This window comes from Sphingomonas sp. 1185, from assembly GCF_040544655.1.
GTDB lineage: Bacteria > Pseudomonadota > Alphaproteobacteria > Sphingomonadales > Sphingomonadaceae > Sphingomonas.
The window spans coordinates 180383-198176 of sequence record NZ_JBEPKL010000002.1 but is presented as its reverse complement, the minus strand read 5'-3'; the positions used below and the strand labels follow the sequence as shown (position 1 = coordinate 198176).

At 62.1% G+C, this 17794-nt stretch carries 18 protein-coding genes and 1 tRNA gene; 6 read left to right on the top strand and 13 right to left on the bottom strand.

The genetic code is table 11. The features are described 5' to 3' along the window. Positions 1-191 precede the first annotated feature (191 nt). A complete protein-coding gene (locus tag ABIC44_RS03165) occupies positions 192-2300 on the bottom strand; it encodes a DEAD/DEAH box helicase (protein WP_354293698.1) in 2109 nt (702 codons plus the stop codon). Continuing rightward, positions 2300-3229: a HamA C-terminal domain-containing protein gene (locus tag ABIC44_RS03160; protein ID WP_261270553.1), complete on the bottom strand. Its 930-nt coding sequence runs from the start codon at positions 3227-3229 to the stop codon at positions 2300-2302. Before ABIC44_RS03160 ends, ABIC44_RS03165 begins: the two co-directional genes overlap by 1 nt. Positions 3230-3655: 426 nt before the next feature. On the opposite strand from ABIC44_RS03160, the gene ABIC44_RS03155 reads away from it, so the two are divergent. After that, complete coding sequence (locus ABIC44_RS03155; protein ID WP_261270554.1) at positions 3656-4678, top strand: nucleoid-associated protein; 1023 nt, start codon at positions 3656-3658, stop codon at positions 4676-4678. After that, positions 4665-5876: a hypothetical protein gene (locus tag ABIC44_RS03150; protein WP_261270555.1), complete on the top strand. Its 1212-nt coding sequence runs from the start codon at positions 4665-4667 to the stop codon at positions 5874-5876. The genes ABIC44_RS03155 and ABIC44_RS03150 overlap by 14 nt, the downstream gene beginning before the upstream one ends. A 469-nt stretch (positions 5877-6345) precedes the next feature. On the opposite strand, the gene ABIC44_RS03145 is transcribed toward ABIC44_RS03150, so the two are convergent. The 3 genes from ABIC44_RS03145 to ABIC44_RS03135 all read right to left on the bottom strand — a co-directional run bounded on the left by ABIC44_RS03145 (position 6346) and on the right by ABIC44_RS03135 (position 9023). Continuing rightward, positions 6346-7623, bottom strand: a complete 1278-nt coding sequence (locus ABIC44_RS03145; protein ID WP_354293560.1) for a tyrosine-type recombinase/integrase — start codon at positions 7621-7623, stop codon at positions 6346-6348. A gap of 163 nt (positions 7624-7786) precedes the next feature. Next, positions 7787-7861 (bottom strand) — tRNA-Gln (locus tag ABIC44_RS03140). A 64-nt stretch (positions 7862-7925) separates the two neighbouring features. Continuing rightward, entirely contained in the window at positions 7926-9023 is a 1098-nt protein-coding gene (locus ABIC44_RS03135) for a branched-chain amino acid aminotransferase (RefSeq protein WP_354293558.1), read from the bottom strand. Between the two features lie 57 nt (positions 9024-9080). Between ABIC44_RS03135 and ABIC44_RS03130 the strand changes: the two genes are divergently transcribed. Continuing rightward, positions 9081-9578, top strand: a complete 498-nt coding sequence (locus ABIC44_RS03130; RefSeq protein WP_307099192.1) for a MarR family transcriptional regulator — start codon at positions 9081-9083, stop codon at positions 9576-9578. A 58-nt stretch (positions 9579-9636) separates the two neighbouring features. On the opposite strand, the gene proC is transcribed toward ABIC44_RS03130, so the two are convergent. The 5 genes from proC to ABIC44_RS03105 form a co-directional block, all read right to left on the bottom strand. Beyond that, positions 9637-10440: a pyrroline-5-carboxylate reductase gene (gene proC / locus ABIC44_RS03125; RefSeq protein ID WP_354293557.1), complete on the bottom strand. Its 804-nt coding sequence runs from the start codon at positions 10438-10440 to the stop codon at positions 9637-9639. Positions 10441-10451: 11 nt separating this feature from the next. Continuing rightward, entirely contained in the window at positions 10452-10955 is a 504-nt protein-coding gene (locus ABIC44_RS03120) for a type III secretion system chaperone family protein (protein ID WP_354293556.1), read from the bottom strand. 138 nt (positions 10956-11093) lie between these two features. Continuing rightward, positions 11094-11366, bottom strand: coding sequence for an accessory factor UbiK family protein (locus tag ABIC44_RS03115; RefSeq protein ID WP_307098121.1), 273 nt, complete (start codon positions 11364-11366; stop codon positions 11094-11096). Positions 11367-11388: 22 nt separating this feature from the next. Next, positions 11389-11907 (bottom strand): TspO/MBR family protein, encoded by a 519-nt coding sequence (locus ABIC44_RS03110; protein WP_354293554.1) that lies wholly within the window; start codon positions 11905-11907, stop codon positions 11389-11391. Positions 11908-12030: 123 nt separating this feature from the next. Then, positions 12031-12765: a TlyA family RNA methyltransferase gene (locus tag ABIC44_RS03105; RefSeq protein WP_354293552.1), complete on the bottom strand. Its 735-nt coding sequence runs from the start codon at positions 12763-12765 to the stop codon at positions 12031-12033. A 167-nt stretch (positions 12766-12932) separates the two neighbouring features. Here ABIC44_RS03105 and ABIC44_RS03100 point away from each other — a divergent pair, with 167 nt between their 5' ends. Next, a complete protein-coding gene (locus tag ABIC44_RS03100; RefSeq protein WP_307098115.1) occupies positions 12933-13616 on the top strand; it encodes an RBBP9/YdeN family alpha/beta hydrolase in 684 nt (227 codons plus the stop codon). A gap of 346 nt (positions 13617-13962) precedes the next feature. On the opposite strand, the gene ABIC44_RS03095 is transcribed toward ABIC44_RS03100, so the two are convergent. After that, complete coding sequence (locus ABIC44_RS03095; RefSeq protein WP_354293551.1) at positions 13963-14139, bottom strand: hypothetical protein; 177 nt, start codon at positions 14137-14139, stop codon at positions 13963-13965. Continuing rightward, positions 14136-16061: a 1-deoxy-D-xylulose-5-phosphate synthase gene (dxs, locus tag ABIC44_RS03090; protein WP_354293549.1), complete on the bottom strand. Its 1926-nt coding sequence runs from the start codon at positions 16059-16061 to the stop codon at positions 14136-14138. Before dxs ends, ABIC44_RS03095 begins: the two co-directional genes overlap by 4 nt. A gap of 147 nt (positions 16062-16208) precedes the next feature. Here dxs and ABIC44_RS03085 point away from each other — a divergent pair, with 147 nt between their 5' ends. Together ABIC44_RS03085 and ABIC44_RS03080 are read left to right on the top strand one after the other, a co-directional pair. Next, a complete protein-coding gene (locus ABIC44_RS03085) occupies positions 16209-16685 on the top strand; it encodes a GNAT family N-acetyltransferase (RefSeq protein WP_354293548.1) in 477 nt (158 codons plus the stop codon). A gap of 64 nt (positions 16686-16749) precedes the next feature. After that, complete coding sequence (locus ABIC44_RS03080) at positions 16750-17283, top strand: hypothetical protein (RefSeq protein ID WP_309703297.1); 534 nt, start codon at positions 16750-16752, stop codon at positions 17281-17283. Positions 17284-17296: 13 nt separating this feature from the next. Here the strand turns inward: ABIC44_RS03080 and ABIC44_RS03075 are convergent, their stop codons facing one another. Next, positions 17297-17764: a Fur family transcriptional regulator gene (locus ABIC44_RS03075; protein WP_307098104.1), complete on the bottom strand. Its 468-nt coding sequence runs from the start codon at positions 17762-17764 to the stop codon at positions 17297-17299. Positions 17765-17794: the final 30 nt, after the last annotated feature.

The following is a 17794-nucleotide window of genomic DNA, read 5'->3' as shown; positions in this document are numbered from 1 at the left end:
CCGTACCCCAACGATTCAACGGCAGGTATTGCCGAAAGCCGAAGTTGGCCATCGACGTTGGGAATGACCACGATGTTGGACGTTTCCGAAAGGCCGCTATTGGTGCCGATTAGGCAACAGCAGACGTTCGGATGCGGCAAGGCAATGATTCTCTTCGACCCACGTACGCCACGCAGAAAGAAGCTGCAGAACTACGCCGGTGCCGAAGCGACCTCGTCGGGCGTGATACCGTGGAAGAAAAACCGAAGAATGTAGCGGTCAAACGCCGTCAAGGTTTCGATCCCGAGAGCAGCTTCGAGACCGTTGCGGCGGAAAAGGTTCAACGCGTTCCGGAGATCAAGGTCCGCCTGTGAAAAATCTATATAGCGTGCCATGTGCAGCTTGCGCGAGATCATTCGCGGAAGGCCGTATTCTTCCAAGTTGTGCACTGCTGGTGGCAGAAATGCGTGACTAACCTTACCAATGAAACCGCCAATATCGACAGATGAGTTGACAATCATCTTATGAAGCTCATTAATGTCGCTCAGAAGTGCCGAGAGCTTGAACGTAATCGTCCTCTCCAACTGAAAAAAGTCCTCGATATCAATTCCGTTGCCAGAGAGCTGCCGCAACATCCTCGGTATGTCGGTCGTCCAGTTCGCCGCTAGCGCTTTAACCACCCCCACCACCCGGCTGTACGGGGCATCCCATCCGGAAGGCTTAAGAGTGATTACTTTGTAGAGCATTCGCTCCCAGTCAGAAGGATTGCTCGAGTTCAGATAGCCGAAACCCTTCCAATCTTCAGGATTGTCTTTCATATCACCAGCAATCCGAAGCAAAAAATCCGCGTCGCTGTCTTGCAGTAGGTTATCTCTTTTGATTCGTGCGACGTTTTCGACCCCAACAATATCCGACATTTGCCGCTTATACTCGATAATTCTCTCGATCTGGCGTTCATTCAAACTTTCACGATCTTGGGTTTCATCTAGACCGCCAAGGACAGTGTCAGGGAACTCGATCTGAAGCTGCATATCTTCATCTTTTGGCGGTGAGTCCAAAAGATATATATGGCCTACAAAATGCTTGAACATGCGGCCACCTCGGCCGATTATGTTTTTGTATGTGAAATCCTTAAGGTTGTTCTGTCCTAACTTACTTTTCCATATGACGACGTTTTGCGCGGATGTGTTCACGCCCTCAATGATTGAAGACGTCGAAACGATGCTGTCGAAGCCTTTCTCATGCTCGAAAAGCACGACTTGAATCTGGCTGAGGCACCTGTGCATCCGCCCGTTGTGCACGCCAACGCCGCGCTCCACGAGGTCGGCTAGTACCCAGTTCTCTTGATAATTCTCGCGAAGCCACCTAGCGAAATGGTTTGTATGAACTCGGTCGACTTTGCTCATTCGAGCCACAACGAGATCAGCTATCCTCTTTATCTCGGCATATGTTCCGGCATAGACGAGAGATTTCTCGTTTCGCGGAGATATGATCGACAGAAGCGCTTCAGATTTCTTTTTCGCGTCTCCGCCAATCTCCTTGTAAACCTCATGTTTTTCGAGGAATACGGTGTTGAAATCGAGAAGTTCTAGAAACTCCATGTCGCGCGTGAAGACGTTATCAGCCAGTCTTTTGATGTTCGGAGCCAGATAGTAACGCTGCTCAGCCCGGCGAGATAGCTGGACAATTGCCTTGATGAGTGACGGAGCCCGCTCCTTATCGTGGGCAATACTTGCCTTGTAGAACTCATCAATGACCAAAAGATCGATTTTCTTAAGCTTCTTAATGTAACCGAACGCTCGCTCTTGCGGAAAGATCAAAATATTCCGAGTTTCTAGAGGTGCGTCAGGCGCAGTGATAATGCCGTAATCGCGCGAAAACTTCTTGTACAGGCGGCGGCGAGTTTCATCCATCAAGGCGATAGTGGGCACAATGATCACCACCGTGTCCGGTCGCTTCGAAGCGATAAACGCGTCTATGATGAAGCTCTTTCCGAAGCTCGTCGGTGCGCTCACGGCGATACTTTTGCCGCTGAGAAGCTTCGACAAAACGGTGGCCTGCTCTCGATGCAATGTGGCGGTTCGGTTACCGACATCCACAGCGAACGCCTCATGGACGAATTTCTGATCCCACGACGCATTCTCAAGCTGCAGATACGGGAAAAGCCCCGCTGCTCGAACCAACTGATTCAAGACCTGAGGATATGGCGTTTTGCTGCGGTCTAGATCACCCAACAGCCTTATCAGTATATTTCGCGCAGCTAGGTCGTTGCCGCCTTCGATGAGGTCATTGACCTCGGAGCATGCAGCAAACACCTCCATCACTTCGCCCCCTTGTAGAAAGAGACTGCTCCCAAGAAGGTGTCGACAATCGCCTTCTTATCCGGAACCGGGAAGAGGATCAGGTGGAATTGAATGTCGCCATATTTATGGACCTTGGACGATCCGGAAATCTGCTTCGAGAAATAGGCCTCGGCTCTTTCTTTGTGATGAGCAGAGATTGCCTTACGATATTCTTGGGAAAGCTCAGCACATTTCGCCGTCTCGGCGCACTGATGAATAATGAGGATCGGAACGTGAATCTTCGGCTTTAGATGATCGATTGAAACTTGGCTGCTCAAGGCTGCCTTGATTTTTGATCTTAGCGCCGGAGCCAGAACCAACTGGTCAAGGTCAGACACGTTGGTGATGATTGCGTTTTCTTTTTTCAGCTTGCCAGTGTCTAGACTTGCGTAAACCGAATTTACCACCGCGTCCAAGCGCGCATCGGCGATGGAATTATAAAATTTCGCTTCGCCGAACCACAGAGTGAAGTCTTCGCTATCTTTGCTGACCACGATATGAACGCTATCGGCACCCTTGGCATTATCCTGTACATTCTGTTTATAAAATATCTTGGGTACAACTGGCAGCGCCTTGTAGTGGTTTTTCATGATTCCATAGAGAAAAACTTCAGCGATTTCACTTCCCTGGCCGACCTCATCCTTGTCAGTAAGCCTGAGGTTCCGAGCCGCAGCTACCAAGGCCGAATGGCTCTGATCAACCAGCGCCAATCGCTCCCGCTCAGAAAGGGCAGTTTGAGCGATATTGTCCCAAAGATAACTTTGGAATCGACTGCTGAGCCATTTCCCATCTTCGAAGTCATTCACTAAGCTCAAGACACGCTTGTTCAACAGCGCCTTCAGCTGGGTGACATTCGTGATATTCGATAATGAATCGTCTATAAGCGTCTCGAAGGCGATATTGATCATACGACAGACCGCCTTCGCGGAAACCGAAAACAGACTACGGATCGTACTCTCAAAAGCTCGAGCGCTCTCTGCATCAAAAAAATGCCCTCTCCCCACCACCTTCTCTTGGGCTCCCAAGAAAAGAGCAGGGTGTCAAGCATGTCGTGTACAGGGATCAGGATAGCTCTCGTCATAAGTTTCGCCCCGGGTTCGAGGATGCACTTCAAATGCGAACAAACATGGAACTTTATAGGGGTCAAGGCTTCATTGATGTACGGACGAGGATTTCAGGGCAAACGATAATGATTAAACGCTGGCCGGCTGCAACGAGGCGGCGCTTGCTGGCGATCACCGGCCTGATTTGCGGAAAAGAAACAGAAATGGAACAGGCTAGACTACGTCTGCGGTGCTCTGGCAGAATACGCCGCTGACTTTGGAGATATGCTCTTGGCGAACGACATCATCAATCTTACGGTTCATGAACATCGCAGGATCGACGGCGGGTTCGAAGTCCGGCTTCGAGGGGCGCCGCTTCCGGTCAGTGGTCTTACGCAGAAGGTCGTCGACGATTTGCATGAACTTTATCGCCGACGCAGTTCTAAAGCTCATGGGCGCTTCGCCGCCGACGTCGTACAGTTTCCGACGCAGACCTTCATTCAAACATACATTGACGAGGGCACGACGGCGGAGGCGTTCGCCGCGCTAACCGGCGACATGATGACGACGCTGGACGTGCGGGCGAGGACCCGACCGAATGCCGGCGGGGGACATGTCCTGTTCGCTCACTTCGAGACCGAGGGTCGCCAGTTCCTGCTCGTCGCCATCGTCAACGAGAAGTGGGGCGCCCGTCTGACCCAGGATCTTGACATGCACGAAGCACCGCACATCGACATGGAAGGCTTCCGCTTCGCCGGTCGGATCGGCATCTCAGGATGGCAAGCAGGCGAGGCGCGCTATATCGGCTTCCTGAAGGGGCGCGGCAACGTGGCCGAGTATTTCAAGGAGGTGCTCGGCTGCGAGGAGACGGTTCTCGAAAAGGCCGACACGCAAGGCCTCGTCGATATCTTCCGTGATTTTGCCGACAGCCGGGGTCTAACCGGGGAGGGGCGCGAGGACTTTATGCGTCGGGCACGGTCGATCTGCGAACGGTCGGCTCGCACTCGAACCGAACTCGACTTCACGGCACTGGCCAACGAACTCGTGCCAGACGCTCCGGATGATTTGCTCGAGCGTCTCAACGATCCGGAGCGGAACCTGACCGACGGTTTCGTGCCGAACGTGTCCGTGTTGACTACGCTGGTGCGGTTCAAGGCGCGAACCGATGATTGGACGATTGAGTTTGACCGCAATGCCATCACCAGTGAGTCGATCACCTTCAACGAGGATGATGAGACGCTCGTGATCCGCAATCTGCCTGAGCAGCTTGTGGCCCGCCTGCACCAAGAGTTCGGTCTCGATGCCGAGGCTTAGCTTCGGCGATCTCATTCCGGTCTATCGCGCTACGGTATTCGATGGACCCGGACGGGACGGCCACGTCGTCGTGGGCGACGCTGTGATGGCGCAACTGCTTCTTAGGATTGACGGCGACCCCGAGGAAGGCGCGGAGACTGGCCTAGTGCTGCGATCGGAGCGGAACGAGGTTGCGCCCGGGGCCGACGTGCTTGTGCGCATCGATGCTCCGCGCGTCGGCCTCGGCCTGTTCGCTCGCACGACGGATGATCTACTAAAGGGACCCAGGGTCTGCATCGCAGAGCCGCAGGCCTACTACGTCAAAGATGTCGACTTCGCCCGAGGGGACGCACCCGTTCCGGATCTTATCGTGCGCTATCGGACGATGCTCAAGCTGGTGACCTTGTTTGGCGAGGCGGCATCCTACTTTGACGAGACGCGTGCCGAACTCGTGTTCGTCAAGGACGGCAAGTTCGTCGTGCCCGTGACGTACGGCGTGCACGAGTTGACGATGATGGCCATCGACAATGCTAACGCCCTGCTTGATCTCTTCGACCGAGACGAACACCGGGAACAAAAGCTCGAGATTCTTGGCGGGGCGCTCATGGACATAGCGCATGCGCATCCGCATAAGCTCCGCTTTTCCTATCTGGTCGCCAATCTCAACGCGGTCCTCAAGGCCGTGCAGGACGGCTATCGCCTGTTCGCCTCGAGCTTCTCCTACGCTAAGATCCGCAGTCAGCTGGAAGATGCTCGGATCGATTTTGCCACCAAGATCCATAAGACGATCGTGGACATACAGGCTCAACTGCTCGGCTTGCCCGTGGCGAGCGTGATCGTTGCGTCACAACTGAAGGTCGCCAAGGCCTGTAGCTTGGACCTCTGGACGGACGTTGCCGTGCTGGCCGGCGCTTGGATCTTCGTCGGACTACTCATGTTCGGGGTGATCAACCAATGGCTCACCCTAAGCGTGCTCTCGACAGAGATTTCGCGCCAGAAAGCCAAGCTGAAGAGCGATTATGCCGCTATTTCAGAACAGTTCGACGACGTCTTTAAATCGCTCGGTTGGCGGGTGTGCTGGCACCGCATCGTTCTCGCGATCATTGCATTGGTGGCTGTCATAGGTGCGCTGTTCGCGACGTTCGCTTTCTACAATGTGGTGCAGACGGATGTCGCGGCATGCCTCACGGGACGATCGGCTATCGGCAACGCCATGTAGCCGGCGGCGAGGTTCGCGGACGCCTGGCATGCGGCCAAGATAGGACGTCGATCGAGGAGGCCCCGCTCACAGCCGGCGCTCGCTATTGCGAAAGGCTGATCGGCTGTCTCAAGCGGCAGGTCACTTATGACGGCCTTTAGTCCACAAGCTGTCGGTCAGGGCATCCGGCTTGAAGGACCGGAATATCCCAAAGCCGGTCGATTGCAATGCCGCGATAACCGGAGAAACGAATGGCGGATTTCAACGAGCAGCTTCGGGTTGGCAATGTCTCCTTTGTCAGCGGTTGCGACCGAGATAACCGGTCTCAAGCCAACGGCAAGTTTCGGCACAACCGGACGCTGAGCGTGTGGGGGCTGAACGACCGACTCTGGTCGAAACCTGCCGCGGTAGCGACGACCCAATAGCGGTTACTCGGAGGTGACCTTTAGGCATCCCGCTCGATCGGACTGCTTCAAGCGGCCAACGATCGTCACGTACAACGGCGTCGCCTGGAAGGTGCCTTTATGGCTCGCTTCGGCTGAACCGGGACTTCGAGTTCAGCTGCAACCCCCGCCTTCTCAGCTAACTGGATGATCTCACGCTCCCACTTGAGAAACCAGGCTGCCTTCTCCTCTTCGAGTTCATATCCATCATAAATCCGTTCCATTCCAACCTTCAGGTGGTTCAGCATCGCTTCGGCCGTCTCGAAGTCGATCTTCAGCCTCTTGGTGTTGCTCCGCGCCGTTCGTCGAAAATCGTGCGGGCAAAAGCGTTCAATGGACCTGTCGGCGATCTTCTCCATTCGGGCCAGCACGCGATCCCTGGCCTTGTACCAGCCGGTGGTACGCGGCCCTTCCACCCTTTCGGCGGGAAAGACCCACTCGTGATTACTCGCGAATAGTTGCTGCCCCCAGGGCCCCAGGGCGATGGCATGCGCCGTCGAGTTCTTGGATCGGGCGGCGGGGATCGTCCACACGCCATTCTCGATCTCGGAGCTACGAGCCTTGACCAGTTCGTTGATCCTCGTCGCGGTCAGAAGGGATAGGATCAGGCCACGCCGGAAATCGCGTTTCTCCAGCGCTACGGCCTGTAGGAACCAGCGGATCTCATCGAGGTCGAGCTTACGCGTTCGACGTGTTTCAACGAACTTCAAATCTCCCAGCCGCCGGGACGGGTCGTTTTCCAGGCCGACGACCAATCCACGCAAGCCCGCCGCCCAGCCGAAGAACACCTTCAGTTCGGCGGCCAGCCGGTTCGCCCGGACCTTGGCGGTTTCGCCCTTCTTCGAGACCAGTTTGATCAGGTCTTTCTCGGTCACTTCGTAGATGATCTTCGCACCCAATATGGGTGCGATATCGCGATCGTAGATGTCCTGCTTGTCCTTGATCGTGCGCGGCTTGTTCAGGCGCTTGGCCCGCGAGGCGCGCCCTTCCCGCGCGGCCGTCATGTAGAGGGCGTGCGCACGGGCGACGGTCATCTCCGCCCGTGCCGCCGCCTCGCGAAGCGCCTCACGCGGGTCGACGCCGGTTTCGACGTTATTATTGAGTTGCCGCGCCCATTCGCGGGCATCGCCGATCCGGTACGCAGGATAGCTGCCCAGCGTCATCTTCACCGTCACATCCTGATCCGGAAGGCGACGGCGATACTTCCAGGTCTTCTTACCGCGGGCACCGACCTCGATGACGAGGCCAGGCGTCTGCGGATCGGTGAGCGAGCCGGACTTCAGATTATCCAGGCTGGCCGGAGTGAAAGGCTGTCTCGATGCCACGTTTCGAATCCCTCACGGGCTGCGAAGCGACACAAAAACGCGGGCACAAATCGGGCACAATACGCGTCCGCATGAGGCCATTTCAGGCCGCATTCGTCCACATCCGAATTTTGTAGGACCGCGCTCAAGGTATTCACTTTACAGCCGAATCGAGTGATTCTGCTGGCTGGGGCGGCAGGATTCGAACCTGCGTATGACGGTACCAAAAACCGTTGCCTTACCGCTTGGCGACGCCCCAGTGGAGAGGCGCGCCTTATACCGGGCGCGCCGCTCTTGAAAAGCCCCTAATGCGGGGAAAATCGTCAGCCCAGGCGGCGCATCCAGCCGTGCGGATCGGGGGCCTGGCCGCGCTGGATCGATACCAGCTGGTCGCGCAGGCGGGTGGTCAGCTGGCCGGGACCGCCGCTGCCGATGGTGAAGCGGCCTGCGGGCTCCGCAACGCTACCGATCGGAGTGACGACGGCGGCGGTGCCGCAGGCGAACGCCTCGACCAGGCGACCGCTGGCGGCGTCGGCACGCCACTGGTCGATGGCATAGGGCTCCTCGCGCACCGTCAGGCCCTGCGCGCGCGCGATGGTCAGGATCGAATCGCGGGTGATGCCGGGCAGGATCGTGCCGGTCAGCGGCGGCGTGACCAGCGAGCCGTCGTCGAACACGAAAAAGACGTTCATGCCGCCCAGCTCCTCGACCCAGCGACGCTCGACCGCGTCGAGGAAGACGACCTGGTCACACCCGTTGGCGATCGCTTCCTTCTGGGCGAGCAGGCTGGCGGCATAGTTGCCGCCGCACTTGGCCGCGCCCGTGCCGCCGGGAGCCGCGCGGGTATAGCCCTGGCTGACCCAGATCGACACGGCGGGCGCGCCGCCCTTGAAATAGGCGCCCACCGACGAGGCGATGACCATGTAGAGATATTCGGACGAGGGCTTCACGCCCAGGAAGACCTCGCTGGCGAACATGAAGGGGCGAAGATAGAGCGCACCGCCGTCCTGTTCGGGAATCCAGTTGCGCTCCACCTCGACCAATCGTTCAACCGATTCCAGGAACAGCTCCTCGGGCAGTTCGGGCATCGCCATGCGCCGCGCCGAATCCTGGAAGCGGCGGGCATTGGCCTCGGGCCGGAACAGCGCGGTGCCGCCATCGGCCAAGCGATAGGCCTTCATCCCCTCGAAGATCTCCTGCGCATAATGCAGGACCGAGGCGGCCGGATCGACCTGGAGCGGCACGCGCGCGGTAATCTGCGCGTCGTGCCAGCCCTTGTCGTCGCTATAGCGGATCAGGGCCATGTGATCGGTGAAAACGCGCCCGAAGCCGGGATCGACCAAACGCGCCGTCCGCTCGCTCGCCTCGACCGGGGTCTGGCTAGGATCGAACCGAAACGTAAGGGATTGATGCGCTTCCATGATCAACTCTCTGTTTTGGGTTGCCGTGGCCTAGGCGCTGTGAGTAGACGGGTCAACATGGCTGCCTCGAACCAGTCCGCATCGGCACAGTTTCTTCGTGAACCCGAACTCCGCAGGGGTATGGAATTGCTGTATTTCGGCAATAGCCACCTCGTGCGATCCATCGATCGTGGCCTGGCCGCGCAAGGGCTGGGGCGCGCGCATCACCGCGCGCTCTATTTCATGGCGCGGCGGCCCGACATGACGGTCAGCGAGCTGTTGTCGCTCCTGGCCATCACCAAGCAATCGCTGGGGCGCGTGCTCAACGAACTGGCAAGCCGCGACCTGGTGGAGACGCGGCCCGGCGACCGCGACCGGCGGCAAAGGTTGCTGCGGCTGACCCCGGCGGGTGCGGCGATGGAGGCCGAGCTGTTCGACGCGCTGCGCGAAAAGCTGGCCAAGGCCTATGCCCGCGCGGGGCAGCAGGCGGTGACCGGGTTCTGGACGGTGCTGGAGGGGTTCATCCCCGAGAATGAGCGCGCCCGGATCGAGGAACTGCGTTCCAACGACGGTTGATTCCGGTTCGCGCGAAGGTGTTGCGAGCGAGGCTTCGCGCCTTCGCGAGAACCCCAGATCAGCGCCGCGCCGCCGCCGCCATTTCCCGATTGCGCCGTTCCGACGCCGCGAGCGTGTCGGCCATCAGCCGCTGGAGCGCATCCCCGGCATCGAGCACATTGAGCCCTTCGCGGGTCGAGCCGCCGGGACTGGCGACCCGATCGGCGAGGACGGCGGGTGACGCATCGGCACCGATCGCCATGGCCCCTGCCCCATCGACCGTCGCCAGCGCCAGTTGCCGGGCGAGATCGGGATCGAGCCCGAGCGCCACGCCCGCCTGCGCGATGGAATCGATGAAGCGGAACACGAAGGCCGGGCCACATCCGGCCAGCGCGGTGACCGCGTCGAACTGCCCCTCATCCTCGATCCATGGTGCCAGGCCGAGCGGCCGGGCGAGCGCCTCGGCCGCCGTGCGGACGGCCGGATCGTTCGAGCGGGTAAAGAGCGCCGTGACCCCCTGCCCGATCGCCACCGGCAGATTGGGCATCATCCGGACGACCGCGTCCGCCGGAATGCGCTCGGCCAGCGCCCGTTCCTCGACCCCGGCCAGGATCGAGAGGAGGAGCCGGGGGCGCAGATGCGACAGGGTCGGCGCAATATCGTCAAGCTGCTGCGGCTTGAACCCCAGCATCAGGGTCGCCGGTCGCTCGTCGGTCGGCAGCGCGGTCAGCGAACGGACGCCCCCGGGCGCGCGCGTTCCGCTTCGTGTAATCACCGTGACCTGGGCGGGATCCAGCCCCTCGGAGAGCCAGCGACGGAGCATCGCGCCCGCCATGTTGCCGCAACCGATCAGCCAGATCGGCCCGTCGGGAAAACCGCTCACGTCCCAGCTCCTCAGGCTTCGCCATGCGTCTCGATAAGAGCGGCGGCCAGGGCCTCGCGCGGGGTCTTGCCGCCCCAGAGGACGAACTGGAACACGGGATAGAAACGCTCGCATTCCTCGATGGCCGATTCGACCAGCAATTCGGTGGCGGACAGAGAGATGGTGCCCTCGTCCCCGCCATCGACCATCGCCGCGTGGCGGTAGAGCAGGATGCCGCTGTTCGACCAAAGCTCGAAATGGCCGATCCACAGCTGTTCGTTGACCAGCGCCAGCGCCTCATAGATGCTGGCGCGGCGATCCTCGGTCACCTTGATATCCGGAAAGGCCAGGAATTGCAGCACGCTGTCGTCATCGCGCCACAGCGCGCGCAACTCATAGCTGGCCCAGCTGCCCTTGACCGTCGCGACGATCTCTTCGTCATGGCGCTCATGCTCCCACCCATGCGCGGCGAAATACGCCTCCAGCATGTCGATGGGCGCCGATTCCTCGGTTTCGTGATCGTGCGATTCAAGCATCGTGGCTTCCTGCGAACAAAACCAGACCGTGACAGGGTGCACCCTGTCCGGCCCCGCCGCAAGCAGCGACCCCACGAAAACTGTGGATAGCTGCCCGCCCGCTGGGGACAGGCAGCGAACCGATGGTATCCGTCGGGATCAGGATTCCGCCCCGGTCACGGGCGCGCTCGCCAGCCGGGCTTCCAGCGCGTCGAGCCGCGCCTTCAGCGCATCGGCCTCGTCCCGCGCGGCGACGGCCATCGCCTTGGCGACCTCGAACTCCTCGCGGCTCACGAAGTCGAGCCCGCCGATCCATTCGCGCGCGCGCGAACGGGCGCTGGCCTCCGCCTCACGCCCCATGCCCGCCACGGTGCCGGCCAGGCCGTTCATCACCTTGGCGAAATCGTCGAACAGCTTGTTGTCGGCCTGCATGATCAAATTCCCAAAAATCGTTTCACAGCATTTGGGACGTCTGGGCGCGCGGCACAAGGCTTTCCGCATTCGGATTGAGCTGACCGATCCGCCAGTTGAGCACGCCCGCGAACGAAAGCCATATCAGATAGGGCAGCATCAGCCACGCCGCGCCGCGCCGGATACGGGCAAAGGCGAAGGTCGTGGCGATCGAGACGGCCAGGATCGCGACGATCACGAACAATGCGACATCGACCAGATGCGCGCCGAAGAACAGCGGCGTCCAGGCGAGGTTCAGCGCGAACTGGACGACGAACAGGCCGATCGCCACGCCCCGCCCCCGCGCGCCGCGCGCATGGACGATCATCGCCAGCGCCAGCCCGATCATGATGTAGAGCGTCGTCCAGGCGACCGGAAAGACCCAGCCGGGCGGGTTGAGTTCGGGCTTGGTCAGCGCCTGATACCAGGGATTCTCGCTACCCGAGGGGACCGCGCGGCCCGAGGCGAAGCCCAGCAGCAGGATCAGCGGCACGATCACGATGGCCCAGCGCAGGAACGACATCCGCAACTGTTCCTTTGATGCGATCGTGCCCAAGCGTGCCTCTCTTCCCATGATGGCGGTCGGTCTGCCGCAGTGCCACACAACAGTAAACGAAAAGCTGCCGCGAATGCGTCACAGCACCGTTCAATTTCGGGATGCGGCGACCAGAAACTCGATATTCCCCTCCGGCCCGGTGATCGGACTGGGCGTCACGCCGACGACGTGCCAGCCGATGCCGGTCAGCCAGGCGACGACCGCCTCGCACACCCGCTGGTGCACCGCGGGATCGCGGACCACACCGCCCTTGCCGACCTCGTCGCGCCCCGCCTCGAACTGCGGCTTGATCAGCGCGAGCAGCCGCGCCTCGGGCCCGGCAAAGCTCAGCGGGCGCTCCAGCACCTTGGCCAGGCCGATGAAGCTGGCGTCGCAAACGATCATGTCGACCGGCTCGGGGATGTGCGCGTCGGTCAGGATGCGCGCGCTGGTCTGTTCATGGACGATGACGCGCGGGTCCTGGCGCAGCGACCAGGCGAGCTGGTTGGTGCCGCTGTCCACCGCATAGACCTTTGCCGCGCCCTTTTGCAGCAGGACGTCGGTAAAGCCGCCGGTCGAGGAGCCGACATCGATCGCCACCACGCCGCCCACGTCCCAGCCGAAATGGTCGAGACCGTGTGCCAGCTTGATGCCGCCGCGCGAGACCCAGGGGTGATCGCGCCCACGCACGTCGAGCGCGGCATCCTCGGGCAGTTGCTGGCCCGGCTTGGCGATCTTCGTTTCGCCCGAAAAGACCAGCCCCGCCATGATCATCGCCTGGGCGCGCGAACGCGATTCCACGAGTCCGCGATCCACGAGCATCTGGTCGACACGCTGCTTGGCCATAAGCGCCCCTATCCCGCGCCTCCGTCCGTCGCAAGCCGCGATCCGTCCGGCGGAAAGCCTATTGCCTATTAGATTGATAGGAATATGTTGATGCCAAGGATCGGGACTCGTGGGATCGATGCCCATCGCTCCACCGGCAACCCGGCCCTGAGCCAAGGAGATGCCATATGGGTTCGTTCGCATCCTATGAGGCGCGCAAGCCGACCGTCCTCACCGTCCCCGGCCTGGGTGGGTCGGGCCGATCGCACTGGCAGAGTTTGTGGGAAGAGGCGCGGCCCGACACGATCCGGGTCGAGCTGGGCATGTGGTCGACCCCGCATCGCAACGCCTGGGTGACTCGGCTGGACGAGGCGATCCGGCAGGCGCAGGCGCCGGTGATCCTGGCGGCGCATTCGCTGGGCTGTCTGGCGGTGGCGTGGTGGGCGGAATTGTCGCCGCAACCCTATGGCTGGCCGGTCGCCGGCGCGCTGCTGGTAGCGCCCGCCGATGTCGACCGGCCGGACGCGCCCGACAGCCTGAAGGGCTTCGCACCCAGCCCGCGTACCCCGCTCCCCTTCCCCTCGATCCTGGTCGCCAGCCAGGACGATCCCTGGATCTCGATCGAGCGGGCGCACAGCCTGGCGGTCGACTGGGGCAGCCACTTCGTCGATGCCGGGCATCAGGGGCATATCAATGCCGCCAGCGGCCTGGGTTGGTGGCAGGAAGGGCAGGAACTGCTCGGCCGGGTGATCGCGGCGAGCGGCATGGACCGGCCGACGCCCTCGGGCCCCTTACCCCCCTCTGAGGCGCGCGCGGTGCTGGCGGTGAACGCGACCGACGCGGCGCAAGCGCATTATCTGGGGCGGTCCTGACGGCGGGTGGCGGGACGTGCGCTTCGACTGCGCTCAGCGTGAACGGAACAAGGAACGCTGGCCACTCGCTCCCGCGCACCGTTCAGCCTGAGCGAAGTCGAAGGCCAAGGGAATCCCTCACCACTCGGGGTACCCCGGCGAAGGCCGGGGCCCAGTTTCGGTGAAGCCGAGAGGAAATAGAGACGGCGAGTGGGAGGCAATGCCAATCGGTCGCATAGCCTCCCACGCCAATTTCCCGCGCCACCGCGATGACGTGGAAGCTGGGCCCCGGCCTTCGCCGGGGAACGGTTGCATTTGGGAAATGTCCTCGGCCTGCGATTTGGATCAGGCCAAACGAAGGTTCGGGTCAGGTCGAAGCGGGTTCGCCCCGATCAACCCTATCGCCTTCCCCTTCCCGCTCGGCATCCGCCTTCGCCGCCGCCGTGGCGGCTTTCATCCGCCGCCACATGCGGACATTCACGCCCACCATCATGACCACCGCCAGCGTCGTGAAGACGATGACGGCGGTCCATCCCCGGATCACGCCCGCGCGCCTTCGGTGACATGGGTGCTGTTGTGGCGCAGCGCTTTCAACACCGTCTCGACGATCGCATCGGCGTCGAGCCTGGCCTGCGCATATTGCACCTCGGGCTTGTCCTGATCCTGGAAGATATCGGGCAGGCGCATGGTGCGCAGCTTCAGCCCGCCGTCGATCAGCCCCTCGTCCGATGCCATGGTCAAGACATGCGCGCCCAGGCCGCCGATCGCATTCTCTTCGATCGTCACCGCCACCTCATGCGTGGTCAACATCCGGCGGATCAGCGCCTCGTCGAGCGGCTTGGCGAAGCGCAGGTCGGCGACCGAAGTCGACAGCCCCTTGGCCTCCAGCGTGTCGGCGGCGCGCATCGCCTCGGCCAGGCGGGTGCCGAGCGAGAGGATCGCGACCTTCTTGCCCTCGCGCACGACGCGGCCCTTGCCGATCTCCAGCAGCTGCGGCGTCTCGGGCAGCGCCACGCCGACGCCGTTGCCGCGCGGATAGCGGACCGCGATCGGGCCGCTGTCGTGATGGACGCAGGTATGGACCATATGGACCAGCTCCGCCTCGTCGGCGGCAGCCATCACGACCATGTTGGGCAGGCTGGCGAGATAGGTGACGTCGAACGAGCCCGCATGGGTCGCCCCGTCCGCCCCGACCAGTCCGGCCCGGTCGATCGCGAAGCGGACCGGCAGGTTCTGGATCGCGACGTCGTGGACCACCTGGTCATAGGCGCGCTGGAGGAAGGTCGAATAGATGGCGCAGAAGGGCCGCATCCCCTGCGCCGCCAGTCCCGCCGCGAAGGTCACCGCATGCTGTTCGGCGATGCCGACATCGAAGAAGCGGTCGGGATAGGTGACGGCGAACTTGTCCAGCCCGGTGCCCGACGGCATGGCCGCGGTGATCGCGCAGATGGTCGGATCGATTGCCGCCTCGCGGGCCAGCGCCTCGCCGAAGACATTCTGATAGGCGGGCGGTCCCGGCGGCGCCTTGGCCTGGGCGCCGGTGATGACGTCGAACTTCTGGACGCCGTGATATTTGTCCGCCGCCGCCTCGGCCGGGGCATAGCCCTTGCCCTTCTTGGTGACGACATGGATCAGGATCGGGCCTTCCTCAGCGTCGCGGACATTCTCCAGCACCGGGATCAGATGGTCGAGATTGTGACCGTCGATCGGGCCGACATAGTAGAAGCCCAGCTCCTCGAACAACGTGCCGCCCATGGTCATGCCGCGCGCGAATTCGTCGGTCTTGCGCGCCGCCTTCTGGATGGGACGCGGGAAGCGCTTGGCGAGCTTCTTGAGCACGTCGCGCACGCCCAGGAACTCTCGGCTCGACACCATGCGCGACAGATAGGCCGACAGGCCGCCGACCGGCGGCGCGATCGACATGTCGTTGTCGTTCAGGATGACGATCAGGCGATTGCCCGCCTGCTCGGCATTGTTCATCGCCTCATAGGCCATGCCCGCCGACATCGCGCCGTCGCCGATCACCGCAATGCCCTTGCCCGGCGTGCCCGCCAGCTTGTTCGCCACCGCAAAGCCCAGCGCCGCCGAGATCGAGGTCGAGCTGTGCGCCGCACCGAACGGATCATATTCGCTCTCGGTCCGCTTGGTGAAACCCGACAGGCCACCGCCCTGGCGGATGGTGCGGATACGCTCGCGCCGCCCGGTCAGGATCTTGTGCGGATAGCATTGGTGCCCGACGTCCCACACCAGCCGGTCGGCGGGCGTGTCGAACACATAATGGAGCGCGACCGTCAGCTCGACCACGCCCAGCCCCGAGCCGAGATGGCCGCCGGTCGTGCCCACCGCCGAAATCGTCTCGGTTCGCAGCTCGTCGGCGAGTTGTCGCAACTGTTCGGGAGCCAGTCGACGCAGATCGTCGGGAGTGTGGACCGTGTCAAGCAACGGGGTCTGAGGAATATCTGCCATCACACCGGCTTATCGCAGCAAATCGGTGGTGTCGATTGCATCCGTCGGCCGGATCTTGATGGACGTCTGCGGTCATCGCGCCAGAAACGGGACATGTTTACCTTTCGCTGGGCCGAACCAAAGGACCTCGAACCCATTGCGGTCCTCATGGACCGCGCCATCGCAACGCTTCAGCACGGATTTCTTTCCCCGGCCGAAATTCGCGCCAGCCGCTCGGTCATGGGGCTCGACACGCAATTGGTCGCCGACGGCACCTATCTGCTGGCCGAATGCGAGGGGCGGTTAGCGGGATGTGGCGGATGGAGCCGCCGCGCGACGCTTTATGGCGGCGACCACAGCCTGGGCCTGCGCGACGCCGCGCTGCTCGATCCGGCGACCCAGCCCGCGCGTATCCGCGCGATGTACACCGATCCCGATTTCGTTCGTCGGGGCCTGGGTCGGGCGATCCTGGCGCGGTGCGAGGAGGCCGCGCGGGCGGCGGGCTTCCGCTCGGTGGAGATGATGGCGACGCTGGCCGGCGAACCGCTCTACCGCGCCTGCGGCTATGAGGTGATCGCGCCCGTCCGATCCGCGCCGGTCGAGGGGGTCACGGTGCCGCTGATCCGCATGGGAAAATGGCTGTAATCCGCCGAGTCGCGGCCGATTCGACACGCTGGACAAAAGGGGTACAAATAGGTAGCCGCCACGGATGGCAGCCTCCCTGTTTCTTCTCCTGGCGGTAATTCTCGCGTTCGCCGGGGGAGGCGGGCCCTGGACCATGGTCGCGACGGTCGCGCTGGCGACGGCATCGGGCACGACCTTTCCCGATCTCGACAGCCCGTTGCGGCTCCAGCATCGCAGCGCGGTGGTGCACAGCGTGCTGCCGCTCTATATCGCGATGCTCGATCCCCGGACATGGCCGGTGGCGGCGGGGCTGGGTTTCGGGATCGGATTCCACCTGGCGGCCGACCTGTTTCCCACGACGATGCGCGGCTATGCCACCATCAAGATGCCGCTGCTGGGGTCGATCGGCGTGCTTCCATCCTATCTGTGGATCGCGGTCCATGCCGGTGCCAATCTGGTCGGCGGGGTCCTGATCCTGGAGCGGATCGGCACGCGCCCGGCGACCACCTGCGCGCTGGCGGCGGCGGGGGTGCTGGGGGCGGCCTATCTGATGCGCACGCAGGGCGGGCTCTACGCGCTGGCGCTGCTGACCGGGCTGGGCTGGCTGATGCTGCGCTGAGCAGCGGGCCGGATCAGTCCTTGGCGCAGTCCGCGCAGCGACCGCGCACCTCGATCACCGGACGCTCGGGGCGGAACCCCGCGCCGCGCGCCGCATCGCGCACCGCGCCGGTCAGGTGATCGTCGTCGATATGCATCGTCTGTCCGCATTTGTCGCACACCAGGAAGATGCAGTCGTGCAGGCAGTCGGGATGCGCGTTGGCGACATAGGCGTTGGCGCTTTCCACCCGGCGGGCGAGATTGGCGCCGACGAACAGGTCGAGGATGCGATAGACGCTGTTCGCGGCGACCCGCCGCCCCTGCGCCTTCGACATGGCATCGGCGATGTCATAGGCGCTGGCGGGCTTTTCGAACCCGGCCAGTGCCTCGAACACGCTGGCGCGCATCGACGTCCATTGTTCGCCCGCGCGTTCCAGCGTGGCTTTCGCGGCGACGGCCAGATCGGCGCCTTCGGGTTCCTGATGTTGATGCGCATGCGCCATGGCGTTGATTTAGGTGGTGGCGACACGGGG